The 18,734-nt window shown below is 64.4% G+C and carries 18 protein-coding genes; 11 read left to right on the forward strand and 7 right to left on the reverse strand.

What is annotated here, in order from left to right; genetic code table 11:
- Positions 1–11 precede the first annotated feature (11 nt).
- On the forward strand, positions 12–2,597 hold the full coding sequence (gene ptsP, locus P9255_RS20710) for a phosphoenolpyruvate--protein phosphotransferase (protein WP_309765358.1): 2,586 nt from the start codon (positions 12–14) through the stop codon (positions 2,595–2,597).
- 64 nt (positions 2,598–2,661) lie between these two features.
- Positions 2,662–4,440, forward strand: coding sequence for an N-acetylglucosamine-specific PTS transporter subunit IIBC (nagE, locus tag P9255_RS20715; RefSeq protein ID WP_309763453.1), 1,779 nt, complete (start codon positions 2,662–2,664; stop codon positions 4,438–4,440).
- Positions 4,441–4,580: 140 nt separating this feature from the next.
- Here the strand turns inward: nagE and rpoH are convergent, their stop codons facing one another.
- Positions 4,581–5,516 carry an RNA polymerase sigma factor RpoH gene (rpoH, locus tag P9255_RS20720; RefSeq protein WP_309765357.1) on the reverse strand — a complete coding sequence of 312 codons (936 nt, stop codon included), beginning with the start codon at positions 5,514–5,516 and terminating at the stop codon, positions 4,581–4,583.
- Positions 5,517–5,870: 354 nt separating this feature from the next.
- Here rpoH and P9255_RS20725 point away from each other — a divergent pair, with 354 nt between their 5' ends.
- Positions 5,871–6,437, forward strand: a complete 567-nt coding sequence (locus P9255_RS20725; protein WP_309763451.1) for an acyloxyacyl hydrolase — start codon at positions 5,871–5,873, stop codon at positions 6,435–6,437.
- Positions 6,438–6,480: 43 nt separating this feature from the next.
- Entirely contained in the window at positions 6,481–6,864 is a 384-nt protein-coding gene (locus P9255_RS20730) for a nuclear transport factor 2 family protein (RefSeq protein ID WP_309763450.1), read from the forward strand.
- A gap of 18 nt (positions 6,865–6,882) precedes the next feature.
- Here P9255_RS20730 and leuA read toward each other — a convergent pair whose 3' ends face one another.
- A complete protein-coding gene (gene leuA / locus P9255_RS20735) occupies positions 6,883–8,535 on the reverse strand; it encodes a 2-isopropylmalate synthase (RefSeq protein ID WP_309763449.1) in 1,653 nt (550 codons plus the stop codon).
- 443 nt (positions 8,536–8,978) lie between these two features.
- On the reverse strand, positions 8,979–9,950 hold the full coding sequence (ybiB, locus tag P9255_RS20740) for a DNA-binding protein YbiB (RefSeq protein ID WP_309790390.1): 972 nt from the start codon (positions 9,948–9,950) through the stop codon (positions 8,979–8,981).
- 363 nt (positions 9,951–10,313) lie between these two features.
- Here ybiB and P9255_RS20745 point away from each other — a divergent pair, with 363 nt between their 5' ends.
- The 3 genes from P9255_RS20745 to P9255_RS20755 are packed head-to-tail and all read left to right on the forward strand — an operon-like array spanning position 10,314 to position 12,282.
- A complete protein-coding gene (locus P9255_RS20745; protein ID WP_309763446.1) occupies positions 10,314–11,012 on the forward strand; it encodes a fumarylacetoacetate hydrolase family protein in 699 nt (232 codons plus the stop codon).
- Complete coding sequence (gene maiA / locus P9255_RS20750) at positions 11,009–11,653, forward strand: maleylacetoacetate isomerase (RefSeq protein ID WP_309763445.1); 645 nt, start codon at positions 11,009–11,011, stop codon at positions 11,651–11,653. The genes P9255_RS20745 and maiA overlap by 4 nt, the downstream gene beginning before the upstream one ends.
- On the forward strand, positions 11,650–12,282 hold the full coding sequence (locus P9255_RS20755) for a LysE/ArgO family amino acid transporter (protein WP_309763444.1): 633 nt from the start codon (positions 11,650–11,652) through the stop codon (positions 12,280–12,282). Before maiA ends, P9255_RS20755 begins: the two co-directional genes overlap by 4 nt.
- Positions 12,283–12,329: 47 nt before the next feature.
- Here P9255_RS20755 and ftsY read toward each other — a convergent pair whose 3' ends face one another.
- On the reverse strand, positions 12,330–13,577 hold the full coding sequence (ftsY, locus tag P9255_RS20760) for a signal recognition particle-docking protein FtsY (protein WP_309765356.1): 1,248 nt from the start codon (positions 13,575–13,577) through the stop codon (positions 12,330–12,332).
- 215 nt (positions 13,578–13,792) lie between these two features.
- Here ftsY and rsmD point away from each other — a divergent pair, with 215 nt between their 5' ends.
- The gene (gene rsmD, locus P9255_RS20765; protein WP_309763443.1) at positions 13,793–14,428 is read left to right on the forward strand and encodes a 16S rRNA (guanine(966)-N(2))-methyltransferase RsmD; all 636 of its coding nucleotides are present in this window, start codon (positions 13,793–13,795) and stop codon (positions 14,426–14,428) included.
- 126 nt (positions 14,429–14,554) lie between these two features.
- On the forward strand, positions 14,555–15,061 hold the full coding sequence (gene coaD, locus P9255_RS20770) for a pantetheine-phosphate adenylyltransferase (RefSeq protein ID WP_309790391.1): 507 nt from the start codon (positions 14,555–14,557) through the stop codon (positions 15,059–15,061).
- A 35-nt stretch (positions 15,062–15,096) separates the two neighbouring features.
- Here the strand turns inward: coaD and P9255_RS20775 are convergent, their stop codons facing one another.
- Positions 15,097–15,456 (reverse strand): winged helix-turn-helix domain-containing protein, encoded by a 360-nt coding sequence (locus tag P9255_RS20775; RefSeq protein ID WP_309763441.1) that lies wholly within the window; start codon positions 15,454–15,456, stop codon positions 15,097–15,099.
- 91 nt (positions 15,457–15,547) lie between these two features.
- Between P9255_RS20775 and P9255_RS20780 the strand changes: the two genes are divergently transcribed.
- Both P9255_RS20780 and P9255_RS20790 read left to right on the forward strand, forming a co-directional pair.
- Entirely contained in the window at positions 15,548–16,111 is a 564-nt protein-coding gene (locus P9255_RS20780; RefSeq protein WP_309763440.1) for a hypothetical protein, read from the forward strand.
- Between the two features lie 573 nt (positions 16,112–16,684).
- Positions 16,685–16,942, forward strand: coding sequence for a YfhL family 4Fe-4S dicluster ferredoxin (locus P9255_RS20790; RefSeq protein ID WP_309763439.1), 258 nt, complete (start codon positions 16,685–16,687; stop codon positions 16,940–16,942).
- Between the two features lie 16 nt (positions 16,943–16,958).
- Here P9255_RS20790 and hisC read toward each other — a convergent pair whose 3' ends face one another.
- Both hisC and pth read right to left on the reverse strand, forming a co-directional pair.
- On the reverse strand, positions 16,959–18,029 hold the full coding sequence (hisC, locus tag P9255_RS20795; RefSeq protein ID WP_309790392.1) for a histidinol-phosphate transaminase: 1,071 nt from the start codon (positions 18,027–18,029) through the stop codon (positions 16,959–16,961).
- Between the two features lie 21 nt (positions 18,030–18,050).
- Positions 18,051–18,653 (reverse strand): aminoacyl-tRNA hydrolase, encoded by a 603-nt coding sequence (gene pth, locus P9255_RS20800; RefSeq protein ID WP_309763437.1) that lies wholly within the window; start codon positions 18,651–18,653, stop codon positions 18,051–18,053.
- Positions 18,654–18,734: the final 81 nt, after the last annotated feature.

Here is an 18,734-nt window from a genome sequence, read left to right on the forward strand (position 1 = left end):
TGAGAAAGACGATGCGCCGTGCCGAGCAGTCTTTGCTGAATTCATCCACCGATAACCCGGGCGACGTCGTTCTCCTCGCTCCGTTCACCGGCCCCGTCGTCCCGCTCGCCGACGTGCCCGATCCCGTATTCGCCGAGGGCATGTTCGGCGACGGCATCGGCATCGATCCGCTCGATCACGTGCTGCTTTCGCCGTGCGATGGAACGGTCACGCATCTCGCGCGCACGCATCACGCGGTCACGCTGCGGACGGCCGAGGGCGCGGAAATCCTCGTGCACGTCGGCATCGATACGGTCGAACTGGGCGGCAAGGGCTTCACGCCGAAGGTCGAGCAGGGCGCGTCGGTGAGCGCCGGACAGCCGCTGATCGAATTCGACGCCGATTTCGTCGCGCAACACGCACCGAGCCTCGTGTCCGTGATCGCGATCGCCAATGGCGATGCATTCGACGTCATCCAGCGCGCCGGTCGCGGCGTGGTGAAGGCGGGCGAGCGCATGCTCGTATTGCGCGCGAAGGAAGGCGCTGCGGCGCAGGTGGCGCGGTCGTCGTCGAACGTGGTCAATGAAGCGCGGCGCAGTGTCACGCTGGCGCACGCGGGCGGGCTGCATGCGCGTCCGGCGGCGCGGGCGCGTGAAGCGGCGCGCGGCTTCGACGCCAGGGTCGAGGTGCGTTACGAGGGCCGCAAGGCGGCGGTGGAAAGCGTCGTCGGGCTGCTCGGTCTCGGCGCGGGCGAAGGCGCGACCATCGAGCTGGTCGGCATGGGCGCAGAGGCGCAAGAAGCGGTCGATGCCGTCGCCGCCGAGTTGCTGCGAGCGGCGCAAGGCGAAGTCGAGGAAACGCCGGCGCGCGAAAAATCGCCGGCGCCGGTTACTGCGCGTCCTTCTGCCCAGCCGCTGCCGCCGAACATGCTGGCCGGCGTGTGCGCCGCGCCCGGCATTGCCGTCGGCAAACTCGTGCGCTGGGACGATCAGGAGATCGTGCCTGACGAAAAAGCGAGCGGACCTTCGGCGGCCGAAAGCCGGGCGCTCGACCGCGCGATCGCACAAGTGGATGTCGAACTTCAGGACACGGTGCGGACTGCCTCGCAACGCGGCGCGGTCGGCGAAGCGGGCATTTTCGCCGTGCATCGCGTGCTGCTCGAAGACCCGACGCTCGTCGACGCCGCGCGCGATCTGATCAGTCTCGGCAAGAGCGCGGGCTTTGCGTGGCGCGAATCGATTCGCGCGCAGATCGCGTTGCTGAACAACGTGAACGACGCGCTGCTCGCCGAGCGTGCCGCCGACCTGCGCGATATCGAGAAGCGCGTGCTGCGCGCGCTCGGCCTCACGAACACGGCGGCGCGCGCGCTGCCCGACGAAGCCGTGCTGGCCGCCACCGAATTCACGCCGTCCGATTTGTCGTCGATCGACCGCACGCGGGTCACCGCGCTCGTGATGTCGCGCGGCGGCGCGACGTCGCATGCGGCGATCATCGCGCGTCAGATGGGCATTCCGGCGCTCGTCGCCATCGGCGATGCGCTCCACGCCATTCCCGAAGACACGCAAGTCGTCGTTGACGCATCCGCGGGACGCCTCGAACATGCGCCGACCGCGCTCGATGTCGAACGCGCGCGCCATGAGCGCGAACGGCTCGCGAGCGTGCGCGAGGCGAACCGCAAGATGTCGCAGCAGGCGGCGTCGACGCGGGACGGGCGACACATCGAAATCGCGGCGAATATCGCGACCCTCGACGACGCGAAAGCCGCCGTCGAGAACGGCGCTGACGCTGTCGGCCTGCTGCGCACGGAACTGCTGTTCATCCACCGCCAGGCCGCGCCGACCGTAGCGGAGCACGCGTCGAGCTACCAGGACATCGTCGACGCGCTCGCCGGGCGCTCGGCCATCATCCGCACCCTCGATGTCGGCGCGGACAAGGAAGTGGATTACCTGACGCTGCCGCCCGAAGAAAATCCGGCGCTGGGCCTGCGCGGCATCCGTCTCGCGCAGGTTCGCCCCGATCTGCTCGATGACCAGTTGCGCGGCCTGCTCGCCGTGAAGCCGGCGGGCGCGGTGCGCATTCTTCTGCCGATGGTCACCGACGCCGGTGAGCTTCAGCGCCTGCGCGCGCGCATCGACGAACTGGCGCGCGAAGCGGGCCGCACGGAATCCATCGAAGTGGGCGTGATGATCGAAGTGCCGTCGGCGGCGATGCTTGCCGATCAACTCGCGAAGTACGCCGATTTCTTCTCGATCGGCACCAACGATCTCACGCAGTACACGCTCGCGATGGACCGTTGCCAGCCGGATCTCGCAGCGCAGTCGGACGGCCTGCATCCGGCGGTGCTGCGGCTCATCAAGGCGGCGGTGCAGGGCGCTGAGAAGCACGGCAAGTGGGTCGGCGTGTGCGGCGCGCTCGGCGGCGATCCGCTCGCGGTGCCGCTGCTCGTCGGCCTGGGCGTGACGGAATTGTCGGTCGATCCGTCCGCCGTCCCCGGCATCAAGGCGCGCGTGCGCAATCTCGATTACCAGCTGTGCCGTCAGCGCGCGGAAGACGTGCTCGCGCTCGAATCGGCACAGGCAGTAAGAGCGGCCAGCCGCGAAATCTGGCCGCAGGACTAAACGGCTTCAAACCCCGGCTACAACCCAAGCAGCACCGACAAGACCTATATTTTTGGAGAACCCGATGGACGCTAACCCGTTTGCAAAAATGCAGCGCCTAGGCCGCGCCCTGATGCTGCCGATTGCCGTATTACCGGTGGCCGGCCTGCTGCTGCGTCTAGGCCAGCCCGACGTCTTCAACATCAAGATGATCGCCGACGCTGGCGACGCCATCTTCTCGAACCTGCCGCTTCTGTTCGCCATCGGCGTGGCGGTCGGCTTCGCGAAGGACAACAACGGCACGGCGGGTCTCGCCGGCGCGATCGGTTATCTGATCGAAACCGCCGTGATGAAGGACATCGACGCGAAGCTCAACATGGGCGTGCTGTCCGGCATCATCGCGGGGATGGTCGCGGGGTACATGTACAACCGCTTCAAGGACATCAAGCTGCCCGAATATCTGGCGTTCTTCGGCGGGAAGCGTTTCGTGCCGATCATTACCGGTGTTGCGTGTCTGTTGCTCGGCATCGGTTTCGGCTTCGTGTGGAAGCCGGTGCAGCTCGGCATCGATACGGCCGGTAACTGGCTGACGACGGCCGGCGCGCTCGGCACTTTCGTATTCGGCGTGCTGAACCGCATCCTGCTGGCGACGGGTCTGCATCACATCATCAATTCGCTCGCGTGGTTCGTGTTCGGCTCGTTCACCCCCGCCGATGGCGGCGCGGTGGTGCACGGCGACCTGCATCGCTTCTTTGCGGGCGACAAGACCGCCGGCGGTTTCATGACCGGCTTCTTCCCGATCATGATGTTCGGCCTGCCCGCCGCGTGTCTCGCGATGTTCCATGAGGCGCCGAAGGAGCGCCGCGCGGTCGTCGGCGGCCTGCTGTTCTCGATGGCGCTCACTGCGTTCCTCACGGGCGTGACCGAGCCGATCGAATACAGCTTCATGTTCCTCGCGCCGGTGCTCTACGGCATCCACGCGGTGCTGACGGGGCTCTCGCTCGCAATTTGCTCGGCGCTCGGCATCCACCTGGGCTTCACGTTTTCGGCGGGCGCGATCGACTACGTGCTGAACTACGGCCTGTCGCAGCGCGGCTGGATGGCGATTCCGCTCGGCCTCGTGTACGGCATCGTGTATTACGGGCTGTTCCGCTTCTTCATCCGCAAGTTCAACATGGCGACGCCGGGCCGCGAGCCTGCGACGACCGACGCGCAAACCGATGCGACGCCTGTCGGCGGCTTCGTTCCGGGCGAGACGGTGCCGGCTGCGGCCAGCACGCGCGCAGGCAAGTACATCGCGGCGCTGGGCGGCGCGTCTAACCTGACGCTCGTCGATGCCTGCACGACGCGGCTGCGTCTCTCGGTGGTGGATGCGGAAGTCGTATCCGAGCCGCAGTTGAAGAGCATCGGCGCACGCGGCGTGCTGAAGCGCGGCAAGACCAACGTGCAGGTGATCATCGGACCGGAAGCGGATTTGATCGCGGACGAGATTCGCGGCGAACTCGAGCATTCCTCGACGCGCGGTGCGACGCCGGCTTCGTCGGCGCCGGCGCAGCCTGTCGGCGCGGCAAGCGTGGCGGACCAGACCGCCGGCCCGCTCGATCCGGACCCGCTGCGCTGGATTGCGGTGTTCGGCGGTGCGACGAATGTCGTCTCGCTCGATGCCGTCGCGCAGACGCGCCTGCGTGTCGTCGTGCGCGATCCGTCGGCGGTGGATCGTCAGCGCCTGTCGCAACTCGATGTCGCGTGGGTGTCGGCGGATACGTTCCATATCGTCGTCGGCACAGCGGCGCAGCGGTATGCCGCGCAGATGAACACGCGTCTGTCCGGTAACGGCGGCGGGGCCGCACCGATGCCGGCGTGACGCGGTAAGCGGTTGGTTCGAGAAACGGCGCTCCCTTCCAGAGCGCCGTTTTTTTAACCGGCAAACCGGTGCCAAAAAGAAAAAGCCCGCTGTCTTTCGACAGCGGGCTTCGCGCTTTGCGCTACAGCCTGAAGGCGGCGTTATGCGTAGTCGTGCAGCGCCGAGCGCATCTTCTTCATCGCGCTGGCTTCGATCTGCCGAATGCGCTCCGCCGACACGCCGAATTCATCGGCCAGCTCATGCAGCGTCTTGCCGCCCGATCCGTCGTCCTGAACATCCAGCCAGCGCGCCTTGATGATGCGGCGGCTACGATCGTCCAGCGACTCCAGCGCGGTCGACAGGCCATCGCTTTGCAGCTTGTCGAACTGGCGCGCGGCGATGACGTTCGTCGGTTCGTTATGCGAGTCCGCGAGATAAGCGATAGGCGCGAACGCTTCCTCGCCGTCATCCACCTGGCCTTCGAGCGCGATATCCCCGCCCGACAGACGCGTTTCCATCTCCGCGACTTCCTCGCGCTTCACGTTCAGCTCGCTCGCGAGACCTTCGATCTCGTCCGGGGTGAACGCCCCATGTCCGGTCTTGTGACTGCGCAAGTTGAAGAACAGCTTGCGCTGCGCCTTGGTGGTCGCGACTTTCACCATGCGCCAGTTGCGCAGGATGTACTCGTGGATTTCGGCCTTGATCCAGTGCATGGCGTACGACACGAGGCGCACGTTTTGCTCAGGGTCGAAGCGCTTCACGGCCTTCATCAGACCGATATTGCCTTCCTGAATCAGATCAGCATGCGGCAAGCCGTAGCCCAGATAGTTCCGGGCGATAGACACCACGAGGCGCAAGTGCGAAAGCACGAGCTGCCGCGCGGCGTTCAGATTGCCGTGCTCGCGAAATTCGGTTGCGTACTGACGTTCCTCCGCCGGCGAAAGCATCGGAATGCGGTTCACTGCCTGTATGTAGGAATCGATGTTGCCGATCTGTCCGGTCAACATGGACGACTGTGCGTACGTCAGCGCGCCTGCCGAAGATGCCTTGGCAGGCGCCGAGCCCACAACATTCGGAAGGGTCATCGCATTGGTCACGCTCATAAGCTCCTTTTCAACGATTTGCGCGCTGCCAGGACGGCGGCGGCAAGTCAGACACGATATTAGCACTCCGTTTCAGCGAGTGCTAAGTGTTAGAAGGGCGAGCAGTGTGAGAGTTCCCCAAAGCTATCGAGTTTGTGACTTTGATAGTGGGCGCAAGGAAGGGGAAATCGTCGAAATTACCGATTCAATCGGCGATCACTTACTAATTACCGCATTTATTCGTCTCTGAAAGCGATCGTTCAAATAAATGGATCGACAAACCGGGTTTGTGCAAATTTTTGTCAATCCACATACAATCTGCCGATCCCGTCAAGCGGACGTGAACCTCAACCCTCATATGGGGCGCTCATGCAGAAAAGCAAAGGTTTCTGGCGCAGTTTGCTGTCTCACGGCGCGATTGCGCTTTCACTCGGCCTGGTTTCGGCTGCGGCGCATGCGGACCGGTTCGGCTTGCAGGTCGGCGGCGGCATTACAGACCGCGATATCAACAAGGTCGATGTCGGCGTGGTCTGGGACCCGGGCCTGACGTGGTGGGAAATCGGCGGCTTTCACTTCACCCTGCTCGGTGAAGGGCACGTTGCGTACTGGCATTCGACCGTCGACTACGCAACCAATCCGAACATCTGGGAATTCGGCGTGACGCCCGTCCTGCGCTTCGTAAAAAGCTCCGGCACCTTTCGGCCGTTCATCGAGGCGGGCGTCGGCGTGAGAGTGCTCTCGCACACGCGCATCACGCCGTACTTCACGGTGTCGTCGGCGTTCCAGTTCGCCGATATGGTCGGCGTCGGCGCGATCTTCGGCGCGAAGCAGAACTATCAGGCGGGCTTCCGCTTCCAGCATGTCTCGAACGCCGGTATCAAAGAGCCGAATCCTGGTATAAATTTCAGCCAGCTATATCTGCAATACAACTTCTGACGAGGCGCCGGCGCATCGGTTCCTTGGCGAGGGGAATCGACAGATGCCCGCAAAAACCTTTGAGGTCATCCGCGGCCTCGAGCGCGACCGGTTCCGCGCGATGGTCGAAGGCGACAGCGCGGCGCTGGAGGCGCTGCTGGCCGAGAACGCCAGCTATGTCCACACGAACGGCAAGCGCGAGACGAAGCGTCAGTTCATCGACGCGATCACGGCCGGCCGCCGCCGTTATCGCCAGATCGAGATCCAGTCCCAGGATGTGGTCGCGGCCGGCCGCGACAGTTGCATCGTGTCGGGCCGGGCGCTGATCGAAATGGAATCGAAAAACGGCGCGCTGCTTTATCCGGTCGCCTATACATCCATCCACGTCCAGACGGACGGTCAATGGCTGATGCTGGCGCTTCAGGCGACGCGCGTGGCGCTGGAATAGCCGCGCGCGCCGCACCACTCACGCTGCCACCGGCTCGTCGTGCCGCGCATCCTTCACGATGCGCCTCGACCGGTTCACCGCGCTGATGACGGCATCGACGACTGCGAGCGCCGGATTCCCGTGCACCGCGACGCCGAAGCGCGTCGGTTCATCGGCGAGGCGGCAGCCGACGAACACGGCCGTATCGCCGCTCGCCGTGGTTGTCGATTCAAACCAGTTCACGCTCGCCCCGACGCCCAGTGCCGACGCGACGGCCTGCGCGTAATGCTCTTCGCTCGCCGCACCGGACGCGGGCGGCATCGCGACGCGTTCCCCGCAGACCGATACCGTCGACGCATCCGTCCGCGATACCGCACCGCCCGCATCGAAGTATTCGCGCTTGAAGAGCGCGCAGATCGCGTCGCCGCTGATTTCCTCGCCCGACTGGTCGGCGACGGCCTGCACGGCATGACTGAACTCAATCTGCACGCGGCGCGGCGGCGTGAAGCCCAGGCCGCGTTCGAGCAGATACGTTGCGCCGCCCTTGCCGGACTGGCTGTTGACGCGAATCACCGCGTCGTAGCTGCGCCCGAGATCGGCGGGATCGATGGGCAGATACGGCACCTCCCACACGCTGCCCGGCACGCGCTGCGCGAAACCCTTGCGGATCGCATCCTGATGGGAGCCGGAAAACGCCGTGAAGACGAGATCGCCGGCATACGGATGGCGCGGATGCACCGGCAACTGGTTGCATCGCTCGACGACGCGCCGCACCGCGTCGATGTCGGAGAAATCGAGGCCCGGATCGATGCCCTGCGTGTACAGATTGAGCGCGAGCGTGACGAGATCGACATTGCCCGTCCGTTCGCCGTTGCCGAAGAGACAGCCTTCGACGCGATCCGCGCCCGCGAGGATCGCCAGTTCCGCCGCCGCGACCGCCGTGCCGCGGTCGTTATGCGGATGCACGGACAGAACGATGCAGTCGCGATAGCCCATGTTGCGGTCCATCCATTCGACCTGATCGGCGAAGACGTTGGGCGTCGCGGATTCGACCGTCGCCGGCAGATTCACGATCATCTTGTGATCGCGCGTCGGGCGCCACATTTGCGCGACGGCATCGCAGACTTCGCGCGCGAACGAAAGCTCCGTCATGCTGAAAGTCTCGGGCGAGTATTGATAGACCCAGTGCGTGCCGGGCCGCGCCGCCGCGCATTCCTTGATGATGCGCGTGCCTTCGACGGCCAGCGCCTTCACTTCCTCTTTCGACTGATTGAACACGATGCGCCGGAACGACGGCGCGATGGCGTTATACAGGTGAACGATGACCCTGCTCGCGCCTTCGACCGCCTCGAACGTGCGCTCGATCAGTTCGCGACGCGACTGCACGAGCACTTCGATGGTCACGTCGTCGGGAATGCGCTTTTCGTCGATCAATTTGCGGACGAAATCGAAGTCCGTTTGCGACGCCGACGGGAACCCCACCTCGATCTCCTTGAAACCCGTCGCCACCAGCATGTCGAAGAACTCGAGCTTCGCAGCGATGCTCATCGGCTCGATCAGCGACTGATTGCCGTCGCGCAGGTCGGTGCTCATCCAGACCGGCGCTTTCTCGATCGTGCGATTCGGCCAGCGTCGGCCATTCAGACGGACTTGCGGGAACGGGCGGTATTTCTCGGCGGGGTTCGGCATCATGGTCGTCGGTCTCTCTTGGAACAGTCTGCGTAGCGCCTGCGAGAGGAACCGTGCCCGGCGGCTGGCCGGCTGCGGCGCGATGCACGGCTTACGACGCCGCGCGCACGGTCCCATTGCGCACCGGCGACGGTGACGCCTGCGACCAACGTGAACGTGCGCGAAGCAGCGTGCATTTGACCCTCGCGTTCTCGTGTCGCGGGATATGCGAACGAAAAGCTGACGACTACAGGTGGTGAGGAAAGGAACTGCGGGAACTGCTGGCAGGACCGCGCGCCTGGCGACGCACGGCGCTACGTCTCGCGACTTACGCTAGACGTAGCGATAGGGGCCGCGCTAGGCGGCCCGAAATAATTCGGAGGGAGGAAGGCTGGGTGAAGCTCATTGGCTCACTTTAAACCAGCGTAGAAGAATGTGTCAAACGGGTCCTGCATTTTGCCGAGGCGCTAGGCCGGCCTGCGCACGACATCCGCGATGACTTCGACCTGACGCAAGACCGCCGGCGGCACCGGCACATCGCCCCGCATCACGTCCTCGATCCAGCGCGCAGTGGTCGCCGCGTCGAGCGATTCGGGCAGCTCGACGGCGGGCGCATCGGCCTGGGACCGCTCGGGCGAGAGCAGCGTCTCCACGTGGCCGTCGTGGAACCAGTCGACCTGCACTTGCCGGCGCGTATCCGCGACCGCTTCGCCTTCCGTGCCGCGTGCGAGCAGCGCGCCGCCTTGCGCGGCATCGGGGTGATCGGTGAAGAGGTCGGTCAGGCTGTCCCGATATTCCGGATGCGTGTAGTTCACGAGGCGCAAGCCCGGCTCCGCGAACGGCTGCAGAATCTTGACGAGCGTATGCGTCGAATTGCGCACGCCCATGATTCGCCTGAGCGCGAGCAGCCGCGCGAGCTTCGGCGCAAGCGAAGTGACCGGCGCGAAGGCGAGGCGGCGCGACGCGAGGCTATCCTCGATTTCATCCGGCGATGCGGCGTGCGGGATGCCCAGCTCGGCGAAGATCGCGGCGCTCGTTACGCGCCCCGGGTCGTTGACGATGCCGTGCACCAGCACCGGCACGCCCTCGCGCGCGAGCAGGAGCGCGAGCAGCGGCGTCAGATTCGGCTGCTTGCGCGCGCCGTTGTAGCTCGGGATCGATACCGGGCGTGCGTGATCGCGGCCCTCCTGCACATGCAGCGGCTCGAACGACCGATGCGCGGCCGCGAGCATCGCGGCGAGCTCGGCGGCGGTCTCGCCCTTGACGCGATAGGCAAGCAGCACCGCGCCGAGTTCGAGATCGGAGACGCGGCCATCGAGCATGGCTTCGTAGAGCGAGTAGGTGTCGTCGTGGGACAGCGCGCGGGCGCCGTTCGGCCCGCGGCCGATTTCCTTGATGTAGCGTGCGCAGGCGAAAGGAGAGGCTTGTGTGTCGTTCATCGGAAGCGTGCGCAAACGGGCGTTCAGTTCCGGGGTCGTGAGCGTCGCCGTCGCTAGGTTGAAAGTCCGGAAAGGACACTGGTATCGCATTTGGGCGTCGCTGGCAAGCCTCGGCGACGGGATCGGCGGCGCGAAACCGGCGTGCCGAAACGGGTTGCGCGCCATTCCGAAGGATTCCCGAAGGGCCGTCGAAAGCTCTCGGACTCGCGCCAGGCAAGGCTCGCCACGATTCTCCAGCGCGCGTTACACTCGCTCTTCACGCGGGCTGCGTTTTCGCGGGCTGGCATTCGAATAACAGCAACCAGATTGCACGAGACCGGAGCGGAACGCGACTTGCCGCTCCCTTCTCGACAGGAGAACAGGATGAGCTACGTGTTTCCCCCGGCGCCCGCAGTGGCGGTGCCGGTTGTCGGATCGGACGATCAGTTTCCCGTGCGCCGCATCTACTGCGTCGGCCGTAACTACGAAGCGCATGCCCGCGAAATGGGCCACGACCCGGACCGCGAGCCGCCGTTCTTCTTCAGCAAGCCCGCCGATGCCGTGCTTTACGTCGCGCCGGGCGGCACGGGCGAATTCCCGTATCCGTCGCAGACGAAGAACGTGCACTTCGAGATGGAACTGGTCGCGGCCATCGGCAAGCAGGGGAAAGACATCCCCGCCGCCACCGCGCTCGACTACGTCTACGGCTACGCGCTCGGCCTCGACATGACGCGCCGCGACCTGCAAGCCGAAGCGAAGAAGCTCGGCCGGCCGTGGGATACCGCGAAGGGTTTCGACCGCTCCGCGCCGCTTGGGCCGATCCATCCCGTATCGAAGGTCGGGCATCTGGAAAAGAGCGCGATCTGGCTGACCGTGAATGGTGAAGAAAAGCAGCGCTCGGACATCTCGCAACTGATCTGGTCCGTGGGCGAGACGGTGGCCTATTTGTCGACCCTCTTCGAACTCTTCCCCGGCGATCTCATTTTCACCGGCACGCCCGAAGGCGTCGGCGCAGTCGTCAAGGGCGATCTGCTGAAGGGCGGCGTGGACGGCATCGGCGAATTTTCCGTGCGCGTCGTATGAAGCTCTACAGCTACTTTCGCAGCTCGGCGGCATATCGCGTGCGTATCGCGCTGAACCTGAAGGGACTCGGATACGACTACGAAGCCGTCCACCTGCTGCGCGACGGCGGCCAGCAACTCAAGCCGGCATATCGCGCGCTGAATCCGGACGGCATCGTGCCGACGCTCGTCGACGGCGACGACGTGCTGACGCAATCCCTCGCAATCATCGAGTATCTCGACGAAACGCATCCGGAGCCGCCGCTCTTGCCGCGTAGTCCGTCGGACCGCGCATTCGTCCGCTCGGTCGCGATGCAGGTGGCGTGCGAGATTCATCCGCTCGACAATCTGCGCGTGCTCAAGTATCTGAAGCATCAGGTCAAAGTACCCGACGAAACCAAGGACGCGTGGTATCGGCACTGGGTGGAGACAGGCTTCGCATCGCTCGAGAAGCGGCTTGCCGGAGACAAGCGCGTGGGCAAGCTGACGTTCGGCGACACGCCGACCATCGCGGATTTGTGCATCGTGCCGCAGGTCTTCAACGCGCGCCGCTTCGGCATCGACCTTGCGCCGTATCCGACGATCGAGCGCATCGCCGGCAACGCGAATCAGATCGACGCGTTCGAACGCGCTGCCCCCGCGCAGCAGCCCGACGCCGAATGACGCCTGCGGTGGCGGCAGGGGCGCTCCCGAGCTATCTGGCGGGCGCCGGGCTTGGCGCGAGCCTCATCATGGCGATCGGCGCGCAGAACGCCTTCGTGTTGCGGCAAGGGTTGAAGCGGCGGCACGTCGGCATCGTCGTGGTGATCTGCGCAACCATCGATGTCTTGCTGATCGCCTTAGGCGTCGGGGGGATGGGCGCGCTGATCGCACGTGCGCCTGTTCTGCTGGACGTCATCCGCTGGGCGGGCGCAGTGTTCCTCTGCCTGTACGGCCTGCGCGCGTTCGTCGCGGCGTGGCGCGGTCCCGGGCATCTCGACGCATCCGACGGCGACGCGCAGACGGCGCTCGGCGCGGCATCGACCGTGCTGGCGTTGTCGCTGCTGAATCCGCACGTTTATCTCGATACGGTGGTGTTGCTCGGCGGCATCGGCGCGCAGCACGGCTGGCCGGGGAATGCGTGGTTCGCGGCGGGCGCGATGTGTTCGTCGATCGTCTGGTTCACCGCGCTCGGCTTCGGCGCGCGCCTGCTGGAGCCGTGGTTTCGCAAGGACGTGTCGTGGCGCGTGCTGGATGTGGCCGTGGGCTGCGTGATGTGGTGGATCGCAGCGGCGCTCGTCGTGATGCGTTGAACGAAAAAGGGCGTCTTCACGACGCCCTTTGTTCCTTGCTTGTGCGCTTAGCCGAGCAGCGCGTCGGCGAATTCGTTCGCGCTGAAGGGCTGCAGGTCTTCGACCTTCTCGCCCACGCCGATGAAGTACACGGGGATCGGCCGCTGCCGCGCGATGGCCGCGAGAATGCCGCCCTTCGCCGTGCCGTCCAGCTTGGTCACGATGAGACCGGTCAGGCCGAGCGCGTCGTCGAACGCCTTCACTTGCGCGAGCGCGTTTTGTCCCGTGTTGGCGTCGATCACGAGCAGCACTTCGTGCGGCGCATCCGGCATTGCCTTCGCGATCACGCGGCGCACCTTGCGCAACTCTTCCATCAGATGCAGTTGCGTCGGCAGACGGCCGGCGGTGTCGGCCATCATCACGTCGATCTTCCGGGCGCGCGCCGCGCCGACGGCGTCGAAAATGACCGCGGCCGCATCGCCGCTTTCCTGCGCGATGACCGTCACGTTGTTGCGCTCGCCCCAGACCGTCAACTGTTCGCGGGCGGCGGCGCGGAAGGTGTCGCCGGCTGCGAGCAGCACCGACTGGTTGAAGCTCTGCAGATGCTTCGCCAGCTTGCCGATGCTGGTCGTCTTGCCGACGCCGTTGACGCCCGCGATCATCATCACGAGCGGCTGCGCGCGGCCGAGCATCAGCGATTTTTCCAGCGGATGCAAAAGGTCCACGAGCAGCGTGCGCAAGGCGGCCTTCACCTGCGATGCGTCCGTCAAACGCTCGGTGCGCACTTTCTCCCGCAGCGATTCGAGGAGGAATTCAGTGGCATCGACGCCGGCGTCGGACATCAGCAGCGCGGTTTCGAGCTCTTCGTAAAGGTCTTCGTCGATCTTCGCGCCGACGAAGATGCCCGTCAGGCTCGAACTCGTCTTCGACAAGCCGTTCTTGAGCCGCGACAGCCACGATTTTTTCGCGGCTGCATCCGGCTCCGGCGGCGGGACGATTTCTTCGCTCGCCTCATCCGTCTCGGGACCGCGCAGCCATTGCGACTGCGTGCGGCCTTGCCAGTAAGGTTTTGGCGCTTCGTCAGCGGCGGCAGAGAGAGGCGCGCCGGGCGTTGCTGTTTCCTGCGCGGGTTCGGGATCGGCGGCGGGCGGCGCGTCCGTCGGGATGGCGGCGTCCACGGCGGGTTCGCGGTCCAGTTCCGCCTCGATGACGGGCGCGGACGCTTCTTCGTCCTCCGTCGCCTCGGGCGTTTCCCCGGCAGACGTGTCGAGCGGCTCGTCAGCCGGCTTTTTGAATCGTTTGAAGAAGCTGAACATGGTCTCTGACGATGGAGCGCGCGTCATTCGTCGCCCTCGCGTCCATTCGAACGAACGCGGCGCGCGACGGCCCGCGCAGGAAGATGGAAGCCGGCTATTTTATCAGGCGCGGCCTGATGCGCTTGTGCGCTATCCGCCTGTGGTAACGTTGGCTTTCATTATGTGCCGCGCCGCTCGATGCGAGGCGGTGCACGCCGATATCACCACTTCTTCTCATGCCCCGTTCTTCCGCACCACGTTCATCCGCATCCCCCGCCCCGAACCGCGCGCCGTTGCGTGGGGGCAAGCCGCACACGATCCGCATCATCGGCGGAAACTGGAAACGCACGCCGCTACCCGTGCTCGATCTCGCCGGGCTGCGTCCCACGCCCGATCGCGTGCGCGAGACCCTGTTCAACTGGCTCGGGCAGGATCTCAGCGGGCAACGCTGCCTCGATCTCTTCGCCGGGAGCGGCGCGCTGGGTTTCGAAGCGGCGTCGCGCGGCGCGTCGCGTGTGCTGATGGTCGAACGCAGCGGGCGCGCCGCTGCGCAATTGAAAGCGAATCAGGCGCGGCTGGATGCGCGCAACATCGAAATTGCCGAAGCCGATGCGCTGCGGCTCGCGGCCGGTCTCGCGCCGGGTTCGTTCGACGTGATCTTCCTGGATCCGCCCTTCGGCAACGAAGCGCTGCTTTCGCGCGCGCTCGAACTCGCGGCGCGGCTGGCAGCGCGCGACGGCGCAATTTACGTCGAATGCGGCGAGCCGCTGCTACCGGACAACATCGATGCGTTGGCCGGCTGGAGCGTCGTCCGCGAGGGCAAGGCGGGGGCGGTTCGCTATCATTTGCTGCGTCGCCAAAATGAGGAATAATGCGCCTTCCCCGATCCGGCGCAGCGCGGGGAGCGACTGCGCCCGCCGTTGCCGGCATCGACCAGGGAAACGCGGAGAATATGGTCGCAGCCAGCGGCCCCAAGGTAATTACAAGAGGAGGAGCTCATGGTTGTCGCCGTGTACCCGGGAACGTTCGACCCACTGACGCGCGGGCATGAAGACATCGTGCGGCGCGCATCGAGCATATTCGATACGCTCGTCGTCGGCGTCGCCGACAGCCGCGCGAAGAAGCCATTTTTCTCGCTGCAGGAGCGCCTGGATATTGCCCATGACGTACTCGGCCATTATCCGAACGTGCAGGTCAGCAGCTTCACCGGACTGCTCAAGGATTTCGTGCGCAAGAACAACGCGCGCGTAATCGTGCGAGGACTGCGCGCCGTCTCGGATTTCGAGTACGAGTTCCAGATGGCCGGGATGAACCGCTATCTGCTGCCCGACGTCGAGACGATGTTCATGACGCCGTCCGATCAATACCAGTTCATTTCCGGCACCATCGTGCGCGAGATCGCGCAGCTCGGCGGCGACGTCAGCAAGTTCGTGTTTCCATCGGTGGAGAAGCGGCTGATGGACAAGGTCGCCGACGCGTTGCCCAAAAATCCTGCGACGCCGTAAGCCGCGAGCCTTGAGCCGTGAGCCGTGAGGCGCGTTCAGGTCGGATCGCCGCTCCGGTTCGCGGCCCTGACGAACGCTTCTGCAAGTTTGTCGAAGTGGCGCAGCGCGCCCGGCGTCAATTCGATCTGCTTGCGGCGCGTGTCCTCGGTGGCGCTCAGAACGATCCAGCCTTTGTCGCGCATCGAGGTGATGCGGGCGTGAATCGTCGCGGGCGAGCCGAGCTGGCTTTGCGCCATCATGTTCCGCACGGAAAGGCGCGCGCTTTGCTGATTCATCCGCGCGACGAATTCGAGCATCCGCTCTTCCGGCGGATCGAGCGCCGGTAGCGACGGCAGGCCGCGCAAAGCCTCGGCAAGTTCAAGGAAGCGAAGGTAGATATCGGCAGGCCGCATCATGCGTGTGCGTCATCCGGTGTGGGCCCGGATAGTAAGCGCCGCCGGAACCGGGATGCCATCCGGCGAACAACCAGTGGTTGACATTCTAACCATGTCCAATCTGCGCTTGCATGTCTTCGCGGTGCTCGGCACCGCGCTGGTATTCGTGTTGTCGCTCTGGGCGAATCAGGAGATATTCACGCATACGGAATTCGTGCGAGGCATCAACTGGATTTATTTGCCTTCGGGCGTCAGGCTTCTCAGCACCCTGCTGCTGGGCGGCGATGGCGCTTTGGGCCTGCTCCTGGCGAGCTGGCTCGTCAGTTTCTTTTATTTCTTCCCTCACGATCCGGTTCGCGCATTCGCCGGCGGAGTCATCGCGACAGTCGCACCTTACGCGGTTTATCGGCTCGCGAGAGAGTGGTACGGATTAAAAGCGTCGCTGTCGAATCTTACGGCGCAGCGGCTGCTTCGGCTTGCGCTGGCTTATTCGATCGCTAATCCGCTCCTGCATCACATCTGGTTCGCGTTGCGTGGCGAGTCGCAGCATCTCGTCGAGGGTTTCTTCGTCATGTTCATTGGCGATTTTCTCGGCGCGCTCATTGTTCTTTACGTCGCGAAAATGCTGCTGGCGCTTGTCACGAGAGGCGCAGCGGCCCGCGGCGGAGGCGTCTGAATCACCGTTCCACGATGATGCATCGCGCGAGCATCGGCGAGCCGCTTTGCATGCCGTCGCCGATACAGTCGATTGCCACGGCGAGTCCTTGTTTCACCGGCGTTATCGAGGTCGGCGAGTTTCTGTCGAGAACGGCGTGAATGGGAAGGACTTCGTTTCCGGATGCGATATCGATCCAGATATTCGCATAGGCGTCTCGGGAAACTTTCTGCACCGTGCCGACGATCTGAACCGGCTACCGGTTGGCGTGAAGCTTTGCTTGCGATTAACCGGCGCGAAGAACGCGAAAACCCGCACGCTAGGCTGACGACATGTCGCGCATACGAGAATCAGCGAGATCGAACCAAGCAGGCCCACGAGCGGAAGCATAAGTCACTCGAAGAGGCGGGCGTTCTCTTATCAGCATGCTCGAATCGCTATAGAAAGCATAGCAATCGAGGCGCGAAAAGGGCGGTGTGGCTCAAATCCTCGTAACGGCCACCAAACGGCGATCTTGAGACTAGACAGCGGACCAACGCCGAATTCCAGGCGGCGCTATAATCGCTTGTTTTTAAACGGAAAGCCGGTAGCAGCATGTCCCTGATCATTACCGACGAGTGTATCAACTGCGACGTGTGCGAGCCCGAGTGCCCGAACGACGCCATTTCGATGGGAACGGACATCTACGTGATCGATCCGAACAAATGCACGGAATGCGTCGGCCATTTCGACGAACCGCAATGCCAGCAAGTTTGCCCGGTGGAGTGCATTCCGCGCGATCCCGCGCATGTGGAAACGCCGGAACAGTTGCTCACGAAGTATCACGCCCTGATGGCGGCGAAGGGCGCGTAAGCCCTTCGGCAAGCGCTCAACCGCCGAGAATTTCCGCTAAAGCCGCGACGAGCGCATCGCATTCGGCGTCCGTGCCGATGGAAACGCGCAAGTGCTGATCGATGCGCGGCAACGAGAAGTGACGCACGAAGATTTCGCGTTGCTTGAGCGCGGCGGCGAGCGCGGCCGCGTCGTGCGCCGGATGCTTCGTGAACACGAAGTTGGCCGCCGACGGTACGGATTCGAAGCCCAACGACGCCAGTCGCGCGATCAGCCGTTCCCGGCTCTCCATCACCTTCGCGCAGTTCGCGTCGAACCACGCCCGGTCCTCGTATGACGCGAGCGCCGCCACTTGCGCGAGGCGGTCGAGCGGATACGAATTGAAGCTGTCCTTCACGCGCGTCAGGGCGTCGATCAACGCGGTATCGCCAAAAGCAAAGCCGACACGCATGCCCGCGAGCGACCGCGCTTTCGATGTCGTCTGCACCACGAGCAGATTCGGATACGTGTTCACCAGCGTTACAGCGGACTCGGCGCCGAAATCCACGTACGCTTCGTCGATGATGACGGGCGCATCCGGGTTCGCCTTCAGCAGGGCTTCGATATCCGCAAGCGGCAACGCCCGTCCGGTCGGCGCGTTCGGATTCGGCAGCAGCACGCCGCCATTGGGCGCGCGATAGGCACCGATGTCGATGGCGAAGTCGTCATCGAGCGGAACGGTTTCGTACTCGATTCCATACAGCTTCGCGTACACCGGGTAAAAGCTATAGGTGATATCCGGAAAACGGATCGGCTTGTCGTGCTTGAGCAGCGCCTGGAACGCGTGCGCGAGGACTTCGTCGGAACCGTTGCCCGCGAACACCTGCTCGATGCGCAATCCGTGATGCGCCGCCACCGCTTCACGCAGCGCGCGGGCTGTCGGGTCCGGATATTTGCGCAGCGACGCGCCATCCTGGCCGAGTTCGCGACCGATGGCCTCGACCACGCGCGGCGACGGCGGATACGGGTTCTCGTTCGTGTTCAGCTTGATCGGATGCGCAAGCGCGGGCTGTTCGCCCGGCACGTAGGGCGTCAGTCGGTGAACGATATCGCTCCAGAAACGGCTCACGGTCGGCTCCAGGTTCGTGGGTCAGGAATGGCGATGCAGGTTCATCATCGCGCGTTCTGTTTCGCCGGCGACGACGAACGGCATGACGGCCAGCGCGCGCTCGATCGATTGATCGATGACATCCTGCTCCTCGCGTCGCGGCGGCTTCAACACGAAGTTCGCGACATCCGGCTTCGCGCCTGCGCGCGCGCCTTCGGGGATCAGATCGCGCGGATGCCCGATGCCGATCCGCAAGCGCCAGTATTGTTGCGACGACAGGTGCGCCGAGATGTCCTTCAGCCCGTTATGACCGCCGCTGCCGCCGCCGAGCTTCATCTTGACGGCGCCTGGCGGAAGATCGAGTTCGTCGTGCGCGACGAGGATCTCATCGGGCAGTATCTTGAAGAATTGCGCGACGGCAACCACCGATTGCCCCGAGCGGTTCATGAACGTCTGCGGCTCAAGCAGATGAATCTCGTGGCCGTGCAGACGTCCTTTGCCGTAGTGACCATGAAAGCGCCGCTCATCGCGCAGCGTCGCGCCGGCATCGCGCGCGAGTTGATCGACGAACCAGAAGCCCGCGTTATGGCGCGTCGCGGTGTATTCGGCGCCCGGATTACCGAGGCCAACGATCAGCTTGATCATGTCGGATCATCGCGAGCCGCACGCCCGCTTCGTTGAGTACAAAAAAAAAACCCGCCGGGGCTTGCACACCGGCGGGTCACG

Source organism: Caballeronia sp. LZ019, from assembly GCF_031450825.1.
GTDB lineage: Bacteria > Pseudomonadota > Gammaproteobacteria > Burkholderiales > Burkholderiaceae > Caballeronia.

Excerpts from the sequence above, each read along its gene's own strand:
- nagE (WP_309763453.1), top strand. The coding sequence starts at position 2,662 with ATGGACGCTAACCCGTTTGCAAAAATGCAGCGCCTAGGCCGCGCCCTG.
- P9255_RS20780 (WP_309763440.1), top strand. The coding sequence starts at position 15,548 with ATGTCCAATCTGCGCTTGCATGTCTTCGCGGTGCTCGGCACCGCGCTG.
- P9255_RS20775 (WP_309763441.1), bottom strand. The coding sequence starts at position 15,456 with ATGATGCGGCCTGCCGATATCTACCTTCGCTTCCTTGAACTTGCCGAG.
- coaD (WP_309790391.1), top strand. The coding sequence starts at position 14,555 with ATGGTTGTCGCCGTGTACCCGGGAACGTTCGACCCACTGACGCGCGGG.
- P9255_RS20790 (WP_309763439.1), top strand. The coding sequence starts at position 16,685 with ATGTCCCTGATCATTACCGACGAGTGTATCAACTGCGACGTGTGCGAG.
- P9255_RS20730 (WP_309763450.1), top strand. The coding sequence starts at position 6,481 with ATGCCCGCAAAAACCTTTGAGGTCATCCGCGGCCTCGAGCGCGACCGG.
- P9255_RS20745 (WP_309763446.1), top strand. The coding sequence starts at position 10,314 with ATGAGCTACGTGTTTCCCCCGGCGCCCGCAGTGGCGGTGCCGGTTGTC.
- P9255_RS20755 (WP_309763444.1), top strand. The coding sequence starts at position 11,650 with ATGACGCCTGCGGTGGCGGCAGGGGCGCTCCCGAGCTATCTGGCGGGC.
- ftsY (WP_309765356.1), bottom strand. The coding sequence starts at position 13,577 with ATGTTCAGCTTCTTCAAACGATTCAAAAAGCCGGCTGACGAGCCGCTC.
- pth (WP_309763437.1), bottom strand. The coding sequence starts at position 18,653 with ATGATCAAGCTGATCGTTGGCCTCGGTAATCCGGGCGCCGAATACACC.
- ptsP (WP_309765358.1), top strand. The coding sequence starts at position 12 with ATGCGCCGTGCCGAGCAGTCTTTGCTGAATTCATCCACCGATAACCCG.
- ybiB (WP_309790390.1), bottom strand. The coding sequence starts at position 9,950 with ATGAACGACACACAAGCCTCTCCTTTCGCCTGCGCACGCTACATCAAG.
- leuA (WP_309763449.1), bottom strand. The coding sequence starts at position 8,535 with ATGATGCCGAACCCCGCCGAGAAATACCGCCCGTTCCCGCAAGTCCGT.
- maiA (WP_309763445.1), top strand. The coding sequence starts at position 11,009 with ATGAAGCTCTACAGCTACTTTCGCAGCTCGGCGGCATATCGCGTGCGT.
- P9255_RS20725 (WP_309763451.1), top strand. The coding sequence starts at position 5,871 with ATGCAGAAAAGCAAAGGTTTCTGGCGCAGTTTGCTGTCTCACGGCGCG.
- rsmD (WP_309763443.1), top strand. The coding sequence starts at position 13,793 with ATGCCCCGTTCTTCCGCACCACGTTCATCCGCATCCCCCGCCCCGAAC.